This window comes from Psychrobacter sp. 16-MNA-CIBAN-0192, assembly GCF_040309565.1.
Classification (GTDB): Bacteria; Pseudomonadota; Gammaproteobacteria; order Pseudomonadales; family Moraxellaceae; genus Psychrobacter.
Map to the genome: position 1 here is coordinate 30,321 of NZ_JBEOOX010000008.1, position 11,988 is coordinate 42,308.

Genomic DNA, 11,988 nt, shown 5'->3' on the forward strand with positions numbered 1-11,988 from the left:
ATTACCTTGTCTTATTTCTTGTCGTATTGACAATACCATTCACTATGATGGTTATATTTTTATCACGCTAAATATTTTTATACCTGCTTAGCTTGTTGCAAGGTGCGTTGCAATGCCTGTTGCAGAATCACGCTGTCATCAAAATCATGACGGACCCCGTTAATTTCTTGATAGGTTTCATGACCTTTGCCAGCAATTACCACAATATCGTTGGCGCTGGCATGATTGACTGCGTATGTAATTGCCCGTTGGCGGTCAGGCTCAATATGCGTGCGCTGATATTGCTCAGCAGTCATACCTACTTGCATGTCTTGTAAAATGACGTTTGGATTTTCGGTGCGCGGGTTATCCGCAGTCAATATCACTTGATCTGCACCTGCCAATCCTGCTTGCGCCATCAATGGACGCTTACCGGTATCGCGGTCACCACCGCAGCCGAATACCGCCCATAACTTGCCTTGGCAATGAGTACGCAGACTGTCCAATACTTGCACCAAGGCATCAGGTGTATGCGCGTAATCGACGATAAAGCAGCCATCTTTTGACGGTACGCGTTGCATACGTCCAACTGCGCCTTGCAATTGTGGTATTAAATCTGCCATACGCTCAATATCAATGCCCAATGCCACTGCCGCTGCAATCGCGGCAAGTAGATTGGCAACGTTAAAGCGTCCGAGTAAAGGACTTGTAATATCAATATCACCAAACGTGCTCTGTAAGGTAATTTCAACCCCTTGCAAGCTTGGTGCAATACGCGATGCTACAAAAGTCGCTGTCGATGTTGCATCTAAACTATAGGTCCAGACTGTCAAGCCACTGGCATGCGCCATATCTAGCATTACTTTTGCATACTCATCATCGATATTGATAATGGCATGGGTTAAGGTAGGAAAATGAGTACTATCAAATAATCTGGCTTTTGCTGCCACATAATCTGCCATTGTGGGATGATAATCTAAGTGGTCGCGGCTGAGATTGGTATAAATAGCAACGCTGACCGGCACTCCTTGCAAACGTTGCTGATCAAGACCATGCGAGCTTGCCTCTAATGCCAATAAATCCGCACTTTCCTCGCCCATTTGATATAAAAATTGCTGCACTGCTAATGCGTCACCCGTAGTATGACTGGCTTGTATCAGCGCGCCAAGTTTGCCATTACCTGCCGTACCCATCACCGCGCTGCTAATACCCGTTAATTGCGCCAATTGCGCGACCAGCTGACTGATGGTAGTTTTGCCATTGGTGCCCGTCACCGCAACTACAATTGGCAAGGTGACTGGCTGGCGATATTGCAAACATGCCTGCGCTAAACTACCCAAAAAATCACGAATATCGGGTACATAAATAACCGGACAAGCAGGCGATTCAGTAGTGAACAGAGCTTGAGGATCAACTTCTGATAAAATAAAAGCCGCTTTTTTTGTCGCTTGATAGAGATAGTCACGGCTCTTTTGGCAGTCTTTCGTCTGACTGGCTAACAATACAAACACATCATTTGTAGCGACTGCGCGGCTGTCTAATTTGATATTTTGAAAAGGTAAGTGAGCCAATGACTCTAGATTGGAAACTGCTTGGAGCAATGCCAACCATTGCCCTTGTAGATTGCTTTCAACACAATAACTACCTTCAACGCGATAATTACCCTTAACCTCATTATAAGGAATCTGGTCTAGTATTTGCTGCAAAGTAATATCGCGTGGCAATGTTGGCATGGGCAATTTACATCCTAAATATATTAAGGGTAATGGAGCATTAAAATCAGCAAACACTAAAGTAAAACAACAACGTTGCCTGACTTATTTTGCAGCGGTTTACTTAGTCTGTAACGGCTTATCGAGCGGCACATTATATAAACGCAGCGCCTCTTTCATCACATTATGAAAAACAGGAGCCGAGGTAAAGCCTGCGTAAAACTGTCCGCGCGGATCTTCAACCAACACCACACCAACCAATCTTGGATTAGACGCTGGGGCAATACCAGCAAAAACGTTGCGATATTGGTCAGTATAATAGCCACCTTCAGGATTGATACGGCGTGATGTACCTGTTTTACCCGCCACGCGATAACCATCAATAGCCGCAGCCACCGCTGTACCACCGGGCGCGGTCACTGATTCTAGCATCTGCACAATTGACATCGCTTGCTCGTGCGCCATGATCCGCTTACTGGGCAGCGGCTTGTCATGTTTAATCAAAGTGAGCGGATGCATCACACCGCCTGCTGCTAATGCTGCATATGCCTGTGCCACTTGTGCTAACGTCACCTCTAAACCATAGCCATAACTGATGGTAGCGCGGCGTGACAGCTCTTTTGCTTTTGGGGTGACCAGCAAGCCGTTGCTTTCACCGGGGAATTGAAGTGGCGTTTTTGTGCCAAAGCCAAACTGCCTTTGCATATTGGTAATGGCATCAGGTGGCAAGGATAAAGCAATCTTGGTTGAGGCGACGTTACTTGATTTTTGTAGCAGCGTTGCCATGTTAATCGAGCCTAGATTTTCATGGTCACGAATGGTATAGCCTTTGACATGAATAGAGCCAGGATTGGTATCAATTAACGAGGTAGGCGTATATTTACCTGAATCTAGCGCCGCCGCAACCGTAAATGGCTTCATCACCGAACCCGGCTCAAAGACATCAAGTAGGGCCCGATTGCGCTGGTTTTCACCGGTCATCTCATTTAGATTGTTTGAGTTAAAAGACGGCCATGTGGACAAGGCAAGCACCTCACCCGTTTGCACATCGACAATCATCCCCGTTGACCACAGGGCTTGACGCAAGCGCCCGACTCTCTCAAGCTCTTTATACATCAAATACTGCAAGCGTGAGTCAATGGTCAGCGCTACATTTTGCCCAGCGATTTCTGGTTCTAATTGTTTGAGTTCTTTTAAGCTATTTTGCTTGGCATCTTTTAAAATTAAAACTTTGCCATCTTTACCGGCAAGCTCAGTTTCATACTGACGTTCAATACCAGCACGCCCTTCATAACCGCCTTCTGGATCATTGGCATTTTGCCCCATAAAACCCAATAACTGCGAGTTTGGCTGCGGCTGCGGATAAAAGCGCTGGAAAAAGTTTTTCTCATAAACGCCGGGGAAATCTAATGAGCTGACACTTTGGGCAATTTCAGGCGTGACTTTATTTAATAGCGGTAGATAATGCGAGCCAGCACCAGAAGGCAGTGCTTTTTTCACCAGCGCCTCATCGGTCACATCGAGACTGTCATCAATTTTGGTGACTTTTTGCAAGTCTTTTACTGGTATATTGGCAGCTGCCGCAAGAATCGTTAAATCCATGTCATCCAAGCGCTTTTGCATGCGTGCTTGCAATTTTGGCTGCTCAGGATTACTCACCTTAACCCGTTTTACCTCGTAATATTCACGCGCATAATCAAATGGACTAAAGGAGACAGTCGCTAAAGGCGCACTCACTGCCAACGGCAAATTATTACGATCGGTAATCATACCGCGATACGATTTTTGGGTGCGTTCACTGGTAATGAGCTCATTACCTTTGTCTTGATAAAACTGCGCATTCGCCACTTGTAAGTAGAAAGCACGTCCAATCAGCATTGCTAAAATAATAAACGACAGAACCCAAATGGTACGAAAGCGATTCTTATCATATTCAAAACCGCCTCGCGTTGAGGCACCTGAGGCTTTACTAAAGATAACTTTTTTACTTTTACGATTTTTGATACTGGTATAAGCGCCTTGGCTGTCACTCTTTTTAAGACGATTGGTGACTTTGGTCGAGCGACTTCTGGTACTGGCTTTAGCAGCACTTATTTTTGCCGTGGTTTTGCGCACTGGACGCTTGCCAGCAGCTTTATCGGCGGTTTTTTTGATGCCACTTTTGCCAGTACTATTACCGGTACTGCTACGACGAATAGGCGGGGTCACTTTACCACTGGCTGATTTTTTAGTAGCAGCAGCTCTCGGCTTTTTAACGACTTTAGGGTCAGTAGTGTTTTTATTGTCACTCATTATTCTGCCTCCACGCTAGCTGTGCTTACCGCTTCAGGTATGGCAACGGCAGCCCCCGGCTGGATAATAAGCTTGTCTTTAAAAGTTGGGGTATACATCCCCAGTTCGGCAACCGCACGGCTGGCAATTTGCGGGGTGGCGCTAAAGGTTTGCTGCTCAATCAACAGGCGCTGATGCTCAATTTGTAGCGTGCGCTCTTGTTTTTTCATATCTTGTAAAGCTTTATAATCCTGATGATATTGCTGAATCGATTCGGCAGTTTTGATACCGCTCCATACAATAGCCGCTGCTAACAACAGCAATATTGCCACATAGACTCGCACGATACTAAAACGCTGCACGAACAATTCGCCAATATCAGTATTAGGCATGGATTTAGCACGATGACGGGTTGTGGATCTGCCAGTTATTGCCATGACGGTCTCAAAAAATAAACTCAATGATAAAAAAACGAATACAGCTCACGCGGAATAACGTCAGCTGCTAGCACCCACTAAAACCTGCCTACTAATATCCACTTATGCAAAACAAGCTTGTACGCAAGATAATGAACCACGCAAGATAACAACCATTAAATGCAAAACGTCCTATAAAAAGCAACCTGTTAGCGTAGCAGCTAATATTTACGGCTTTTTAACAGACGCGTAGCTATTTTAAAATAACATAGCCAGTTAAAAGTTTATATTTACTTAGTATCTTCTTGATACGCGGTATCCGTACGCACTGCTGCCCGTAACCACGCACTTCTAGCTCTTGGATTATGTTTGACTTCAGTAGCACTTGGCGCGATACGCTTGGGCTTGCCAAAATAACGCGGGCGATTGGGGGCCATCGGCAGATTTTCATCTTCCGGATATTGCCCTTTACTGTGGCGTTGCAAAAACTGCTTAATACGACGGTCTTCTAATGAATGAAAACTAATTACCGCCAGTTGACCACCGGCTTTAATAATAGGGATACTTTGTTCTAGAAAGCTATCGACATCACCCAACTCATTGTTAATAAAGATACGCATCGCCTGAAAGCTTTGGGTTGCTGGATGTTTGCCTTTTTGCCATTTTGGATGCGCCACTTTAATCACTTCAGCCAAGGCTAAAGTAGAATTAAAACTGTCCATCGCTTTAATGGCACGCGCAATACGGCGACTGTGACGCTCTTCGCCAAAGTCATACAGCACATTGGCAAGCGTCTCTTCATCAACATAGCTCAGCCACTGGGCAACCGACTCGCCGCGACTGGTATCCATACGCATATCAATCGCGCCATCACGCATAAAGCTAAAGCCGCGACTGCCATCATCGATTTGTGGTGACGATACGCCCAAATCTGCCATCAAGCCATCGACTTGGGAGATACCCATTGCCGCCAAGCTGTCAGTTAGGGTGGCAAAACTTTCATGAACCACGGTTACTCGGTGGTCTGTCGCTGCCAATTCGCGCGCGACGCTAATCGCGGTCGGGTCTTTATCAAAGACAATAAGCTTCGCGTCATCCGCAAGCTGAGAGAGTAATAAACGACTATGCCCACCGCGCCCAAAGGTTGCATCTACATAGATGCCACTGGCTTTTGGCTGATCATTTTCATTACTTTCTTTGCTACTCTCTTTACGCTTAGGTAGCGACTTGATACCAAGCACCGCTGCCACGGTTTCCTCTAGCAATACTGCATCATGGCTAAAGTCGAGTGCAGCATCTACGGCTGGGTTAGATTCAGTTTGAGGCACATCAAGGCACGCTAATGAGGCGTCAGCGGATAAAGGCAAATCTTTACAATCAGATGAGGACACAAATAACTCAATAAATGACGACCAATGTGGTCAGTAATAGTGAAAAATCAGATGAAAATAAACAAGTTATGACTTGTCATGCGTTATTATCGCAAGGATATATCTGTAGTCAAGCGCCAACTGGGGTTTTCGACAAAAATAGTCGTCATCCCTGTTATAATAGCGCTACATTTTACGCCATTTTACCTTCTTTTTTAACGTCTATTCGCTCCAAGACCCTAATATTTTGAGATTTCTATGACCCAAGCCACCTCTATTGCGCCTGCCCAAACGTCTAACAGTCGCCCTGTCCGCACCCGCATTGCCCCTTCTCCAACTGGCTTTCCCCATGTCGGCACCGCTTATATTGCTCTGTTTAACTTAGCATTTGCCAAAGCCCACGGCGGCGAGTTTATTTTGCGTATTGAAGATACTGACCAAGTGCGCTCAACCGAGCAATCTGAAAAAATGATTTTGGATGCCTTACGCTGGGTTGGTCTCGACTGGGCAGAAGGTCCTGACGTTGGTGGTCCACATGCGCCTTATCGCCAAAGTGAGCGCGCGGATATCTACAAGCAACATGCCCAGCAATTGCTCGATAGCGGTCATGCCTTCCGCTGTTTTTGTACTTCAGAAGAGCTTGACGCCATGCGCGCAGCCCAAATGGCAAACGGCGAAACCCCGCGCTATGACGGGCGCTATGCCAATTTATCCCGTGAAGAATCCGATAAAATGGTTGCCGATGGCATGCCCTTTGTCATTCGTATGCGCGTACCAACCGAAGGCGTCTGCCGTATTGAAGACATGCTGCGCGGTACGGTTGAGATTCCATGGGCGCAAGTAGATATGCAAGTCCTGCTCAAAACCGACGGCTTACCAACCTATCATCTCGCCAATGTCGTCGATGACCATTTGATGGACATTAGCCACGTATTGCGCGGTGAAGAATGGCTTAATTCGGCGCCTAAACATCAATTATTATATGAGTACTTCGGTTGGGAAATGCCGGTTTTATGCCATATGCCATTACTGCGTAACCCTGACAAATCAAAACTGTCTAAACGTAAAAATCCAACCTCAATCACCTATTATCGTGATGCGGGTGTCTTACCAGAAGCCTTGCTCAACTATCTTGGACGTATGGGCTACTCGATGCCAGATGATGCCGAACAATTCACCTTAGAGCAAATGATTGCCAGCTTTGATATTCAGCGTGTCTCGCTTGGCGGTCCTATTTTCGATATTGAAAAACTCAATTGGCTAAACGCAGAATGGTTACGTGCCCTAACCCCTGAAGAATTAAAAAACAAAATCCTCGACTGGGCGAATAATAGCGACAAATTAACGGCTATTGCTGCTGCCATTCAACCCCGTATCGAGTTGCTTTCTGACGCTGTTAATTGGGGCGGATTCTACTTCCAAAACCTACCGAAAATCACCGCTGAAAGCTTTAGCCACAAGTCTCTATCAGATGAGCAAATCATCGAAATGCTACAACTGTCTATTTGGCAGCTAGAGACCTTACCAACTTGGTCAGAAGAAAATATCTTTGCCACCATGAAAGGACTGTCAGCCGCCCTTGATATTAAGATGCGTGACTTTATGGCACCGTTCTTTGTGGCGATTGCCGGTAGCACCTCATCGACACCAGTGATGAATTCGATGGCAATTATTGGCGCGGATATGACGCTCAATCGCTTACGTCATGGCGTAGAAGTGCTTGGCGGCTTGGGTAAAAAGAAATTGAAAAAATTAGAGAAACAAGCTGCTGAATTGCCAGATTTCTTGGCTGCTGAATAGTGTTTTAATTTAAAGAGGACGGGTCAGTGAAAGTCTGCCCCATCCTTTTTAAAACTAATATTTTACTAAACATCTCAAGTGGACATAACTATGGCAGCTAAAACCGTCACAATAGAGAGCCAAGACGTTGTATTTCCAACGTTAAAAGAAGCACAGCACTATTATCGTAAAGTCGTCGAAGAGCTTTATCATACCGACCTTACACTGTCTGCTGGACAGGACTTTGAAGATTTAAAGTGGATATATACCACTTACTGTAGTTATACCAACCATCAAGTAGCTCGATTAAAAGATACGGACATTATTGGTGTTAAAGGCGTCATGGCAGTCATCCAAAATAGTGGCAGATATGTTCCGACTGAATGTTGTGCCGTTCTGTTTGCTGATGGCACACAAGCAGAATTTACAACCGATAAAGCCCTTAAAGAAATTGCTAGTCAGCAAAATCCACGATAATTTATACGGATAACTCAGATAAAATCGTATTAAATTCAGTTTTTAAGATATTTATTGCGATTTATTTAAAATAGCTGTTGACAACCCCCCCTTACTTCCCTAAAATGTGCTCACTCTTAGCGAGGGGCTATAGCTCAGTTGGTAGAGCACTTGCATGGCATGCAAGGGGTCAACGGTTCGACTCCGTTTAGCTCCACCATACTATTTATGATAAGTCTCTACTGTTTATGATAAAATACTTGCTAATTGTAGAGCATCAGTCTAGGCACCGCTTTTTAAGCAATCTGATGTTGTAATCGTTATAGATGTTTTATAACAACCCTATGCGTCCCCATCGTCTAGTGGCCTAGGACACTGCCCTTTCACGGCGGTAACCGGGGTTCGAACCCCCGTGGGGACGCCACTATATGGCGTCATTGAATAGCACTTTTGCTTTGCATTAGATGAGACTATTTAATACAACAACAAAAAGCCCAATCATATTTATATGGTTGGGCTTTTTGTTGTTTGCTTTTTGGTATTTGTTTTAAGTACTCATTTCTCATGGTGCTTACTTAAGAGAAGTGGTGCTAATAGACACTTTACCAACTGCCTATACATGGCAAAATTGACTGTAAAACTTACGCAAAATTACATCCGCGCCTTTTTTTGACATAGTGTTACGCCTTTATACACAATGCTAGTTTTTTTCTACGTAAATAGGTTACTAAACACTTTCCTTGTTACTTATACTTCTATTGTAATCGTTATATTAATAAGTAGATTTATATACTTTATTTATAAGTATTTAATCACGGTAGATATAACGCTAAAAAATAATTATTAAAACAATACCTTATAAGGAACGACTATGTTACATACTTATGCTCCCCAACGGCGTCCCTCATGGCGTGGCGTGCTAGCCGGTCTGATAATGGGACTGCTGGTTGTCATGGCGATGATTGCCCTCGCTCTAGTCTTAAGCTCAATATTACCATTTGATTTAAAGGGCACCAGCATTGCGGCTGGTATTTATGCAGCAGTTACCGCATTGGTCAGTGCTTATGTTGCCGGTCACTTCGCGATTAAATATTCTGCGCCTGAAGCATTATTTGGTGATGGCACCGACATTGATCAAAAAGATGCGACCTTAACTGGCATGCTGACTGCTGCGCTAATCGTCTTACTCACCACATTTTTTACTCTCAGTAGCGCCACTGGTATTTTAGCCTCAGCTGGTAATGCTGTGGGTGCAACGGTTAGTACTGTGGCTAAAACGGCAGCAACAACTGCCACTGTGGGCGCTACTGCTGCTGGATCTGCTGCACAAAATGATGGCGTACAAAATAAAGCTCAGGAAATGTATCAGCGCGTGACAGGTGATATTAGCGAAGAAGATTTGCAAGCAATGGTTGCTAAAAACACGCAAAACTTAAATCAACAACAAATCGCTGCAACCAGTGAAGTGATTAAAGGTATGTTTGAAAAAACAAAAGGTCAAGTTGCCAATATGGACTTTACCGATATCAATACCTGGCGTCATATTGATGACTATGCCAAACAGCGCATGGTAGCAATTGAAAATGAAATCAAAGGTCCAACACTTATCAACCGCTTGCAACAAGAAGGATTGACTGAGCCACAAGCAATGGAAGTACGCAGTGAAGTACAGAAATCATTTACTGAATATAAAGTAAAAACTGAAAAAGCAATTGCGGAAGCGAAGCAAACGGCTGATGAAAAATTACAACAAGCGGAAGATGTGGCGCGTAAAGCAGCGTTATATACTGGTCTATTTTGGTTAATCAGTACCTTATTAACCTTTATTGCTGCTATTGCGGGTGCCAAAGGTGCCGCCGCCAATTATCGTTTAGCTAAGCCAATTGTTACTTGGGGCGATAACATTAAATAAGTGCTACAGAGCCCTTAATAATCACAAACTAATCATTAATAAAAAGCCCAATCTTAGCAATTGGGCTTTTTTCATGGGAGATTGATAACATTAGGTAGTCATTTACTTATTTATTTCTCGCAGCAAGTTATTAACGCAAATGCCATCCAACTTTAGCTATTTTAAATTTTTCATAGATACATTTAAAGATAAGTTTAGCGATAAATAAGTGCCCATTAATATCACTACTGAACCAATAATAGCACCACTATCTAACGCTTCTCCCAGCAGCAAATAGCCAAATAGAATGGCAAAAATAGGAATAACAAGGGTGATACTGGTTGCCCGAACCGCGCCTATATTTTTAATCAACTGATTCATAAAAATAAGAGCAATGGCCGTCGAAAATACTCCAACGCAAATTACGGAAAACCATGCTGTTGTACTGATAGTTCTACCATAAGGGAATTCATAAATAGCAATCGGTAACATCACAATGCTGGCAATCATTAGCGAGCCTGCGGTAATGGCAATCGGTGAGATATTTTCTAAATAGTTTTTGGTAATATTGGCGCCAAGTGCATAACCGACGCACGCCAACAAGGCATACGCTAAAGGTAATAGCTTCGTGCTTAACGCTGCACTCTCTCCAAGCTCATGACTGTCAGCGCCAAATAAACGCTCACTCATTAAAATAGCCACGCCCACAACACCAATAATCAAACCTATTATTTGTTTGTTTGAAAGTTTATCTTTGAAAAAGATACTGGCAATAACGCCGCTCATCATCGGCACAGAGGCATTAATCACTGCGAGTACGCCAGCGTTAATGGTCTGCGCTGAAAATGCAAACAGCGTAAAGGGAATAGCCGCTGAAAATAGACCTACCAATGTAAGTATCTTCCACTGTTCACGAATACCTTGTCTGTTATGCGCGCTAAATACGACAAAAATAAGCATGGTTAGCCCGGCAAACACCACACGCAAACTAGCAAATGCCAATGAGCCAAACTCAGGCACACCGATACGATAAAAAATAAAAGAGAGTGACCACATAAAGGCAAGGGTAATAAAGGTAATGAGGTCGCGTCGGGTCATTATTAACTCATAAATAGATATATTAAGAGAAATAAGCTTATAACGATTTCGCTGGTTTTGACAGCACGACAATCACATAACTGCTGAGAACGCAGAAGAACAGACATATTGCTGCCATAGCAAATTTATGCAGTGCAAGATGGAACAAACCTGTTAATCCCGTGCATAAAGCAACAGTAAAAAATATAAAAATACCAATCGCCATCGCACAGCCGTCCTCGTCTGCCACCTCCTGTTGCTGCCTTCTTATCTCAGCTATTTTCGCCCGCGACATTTTTGGCATGATCTCTGTAAGACGCTTGCTATGCTTATAAAACCAATAGGCGGGTAAAATAAACAATACAAACATAAAAAACCATTGTCGCCGTTCCTTGTTTTGTGCTGCCTTAAAAGTGCCATGTTGCGTCTCAGAATCATAAATCACCTGATTGCCGACGCGAATATCATAGGCAACACTACCAATCGACGTATCGGCTTGATAGAGGACGGTGGCGTTTTGATTGGCGTACGCATATATTTTGGGACAGTCGTTAATGTCGCTATAACGGCAATGTAGCCTAATACCGTCAATAAATAAGGCTGAAGAACGATTTTTTCCCACGCGGCGTATGGATGGTTCAGAAGGAACCATACCGCTGACTTGCTCAAGCTGGTTTTTATTATCAATTACCTCAGAATAAGACAAAGGAGAGCCTAGATAAAACATAAACAATGCAAAGAAAGGTATCATGCCAATAAAAAACGAATTATTATAGTTCCACGGTATTTCATCTTTTAAGTAAGCAGACGTGAACGATAAAGACAACAGTAAAAAAAACATCATCATCGCTGACATAAAAGGTTCAGCAATAAAGATACCGAGTATCGGTGCCCCTATAGCATAGATGGCACTGGTATAAAAAAACTGCTTGGGTGTCTGTGCACTGAACCATTGCTTTATAGCCACGACGACGCTCTTTATGATGTTAAAAATCATACTGCTCATGTTATAGAAACCAATAATCATATACTAGATA

General features: G+C 43.7%; 9 protein-coding genes and 2 tRNA genes. 5 read left to right on the forward strand and 6 right to left on the reverse strand.

The window, feature by feature from the left end:
* Window positions 1-77: 77 nt before the first annotated feature.
* From AAEY78_RS08050 to rsmH, 4 genes are all read right to left on the reverse strand, one after another.
* Window positions 78-1,712, reverse strand: coding sequence for a UDP-N-acetylmuramoyl-L-alanyl-D-glutamate--2,6-diaminopimelate ligase (locus AAEY78_RS08050; RefSeq protein WP_352338813.1), 1,635 nt, complete (start codon window positions 1,710-1,712; stop codon window positions 78-80).
* 99 nt (window positions 1,713-1,811) lie between these two features.
* Window positions 1,812-3,983, reverse strand: coding sequence for a penicillin-binding transpeptidase domain-containing protein (locus AAEY78_RS08055; protein WP_352338815.1), 2,172 nt, complete (start codon window positions 3,981-3,983; stop codon window positions 1,812-1,814).
* Entirely contained in the window at window positions 3,983-4,399 is a 417-nt protein-coding gene (locus AAEY78_RS08060; protein WP_352338817.1) for a cell division protein FtsL, read from the reverse strand. The genes AAEY78_RS08055 and AAEY78_RS08060 overlap by 1 nt, the downstream gene beginning before the upstream one ends.
* Window positions 4,400-4,668: 269 nt before the next feature.
* Complete coding sequence (rsmH, locus tag AAEY78_RS08065; protein ID WP_352338904.1) at window positions 4,669-5,706, reverse strand: 16S rRNA (cytosine(1402)-N(4))-methyltransferase RsmH; 1,038 nt, start codon at window positions 5,704-5,706, stop codon at window positions 4,669-4,671.
* A gap of 300 nt (window positions 5,707-6,006) precedes the next feature.
* Here rsmH and gltX point away from each other — a divergent pair, with 300 nt between their 5' ends.
* The 5 genes from gltX to AAEY78_RS08090 all read left to right on the forward strand — a co-directional run bounded on the left by gltX (window position 6,007) and on the right by AAEY78_RS08090 (window position 9,895).
* Window positions 6,007-7,548: a glutamate--tRNA ligase gene (gene gltX, locus AAEY78_RS08070; protein WP_352338819.1), complete on the forward strand. Its 1,542-nt coding sequence runs from the start codon at window positions 6,007-6,009 to the stop codon at window positions 7,546-7,548.
* 90 nt (window positions 7,549-7,638) lie between these two features.
* A complete protein-coding gene (locus tag AAEY78_RS08075) occupies window positions 7,639-8,004 on the forward strand; it encodes a hypothetical protein (protein ID WP_352338821.1) in 366 nt (121 codons plus the stop codon).
* A 123-nt stretch (window positions 8,005-8,127) separates the two neighbouring features.
* A tRNA-Ala gene (locus tag AAEY78_RS08080) sits at window positions 8,128-8,203 on the forward strand.
* A gap of 128 nt (window positions 8,204-8,331) precedes the next feature.
* Window positions 8,332-8,407: transfer RNA gene (locus tag AAEY78_RS08085), tRNA-Glu, on the forward strand.
* A gap of 447 nt (window positions 8,408-8,854) precedes the next feature.
* Window positions 8,855-9,895 carry a hypothetical protein gene (locus AAEY78_RS08090; protein ID WP_352338823.1) on the forward strand — a complete coding sequence of 347 codons (1,041 nt, stop codon included), beginning with the start codon at window positions 8,855-8,857 and terminating at the stop codon, window positions 9,893-9,895.
* A gap of 156 nt (window positions 9,896-10,051) precedes the next feature.
* Here AAEY78_RS08090 and AAEY78_RS08095 read toward each other — a convergent pair whose 3' ends face one another.
* Both AAEY78_RS08095 and AAEY78_RS08100 read right to left on the reverse strand, forming a co-directional pair.
* Entirely contained in the window at window positions 10,052-10,972 is a 921-nt protein-coding gene (locus tag AAEY78_RS08095; protein ID WP_352338825.1) for a DMT family transporter, read from the reverse strand.
* A gap of 37 nt (window positions 10,973-11,009) precedes the next feature.
* Complete coding sequence (locus tag AAEY78_RS08100) at window positions 11,010-11,918, reverse strand: hypothetical protein (protein WP_352338827.1); 909 nt, start codon at window positions 11,916-11,918, stop codon at window positions 11,010-11,012.
* Window positions 11,919-11,988: the final 70 nt, after the last annotated feature.

Bases quoted from the DNA above. Each gene is read 5' to 3' on its own strand.
- AAEY78_RS08050 (WP_352338813.1), bottom strand. From the start codon at position 1,712: ATGCCAACATTGCCACGCGATATTACTTTGCAGCAAATACTAGACCAG.
- AAEY78_RS08055 (WP_352338815.1), bottom strand. From the start codon at position 3,983: ATGAGTGACAATAAAAACACTACTGACCCTAAAGTCGTTAAAAAGCCG.
- AAEY78_RS08060 (WP_352338817.1), bottom strand. From the start codon at position 4,399: ATGGCAATAACTGGCAGATCCACAACCCGTCATCGTGCTAAATCCATG.
- gltX (WP_352338819.1), top strand. From the start codon at position 6,007: ATGACCCAAGCCACCTCTATTGCGCCTGCCCAAACGTCTAACAGTCGC.
- AAEY78_RS08075 (WP_352338821.1), top strand. From the start codon at position 7,639: ATGGCAGCTAAAACCGTCACAATAGAGAGCCAAGACGTTGTATTTCCA.
- AAEY78_RS08090 (WP_352338823.1), top strand. From the start codon at position 8,855: ATGTTACATACTTATGCTCCCCAACGGCGTCCCTCATGGCGTGGCGTG.
- AAEY78_RS08095 (WP_352338825.1), bottom strand. From the start codon at position 10,972: ATGACCCGACGCGACCTCATTACCTTTATTACCCTTGCCTTTATGTGG.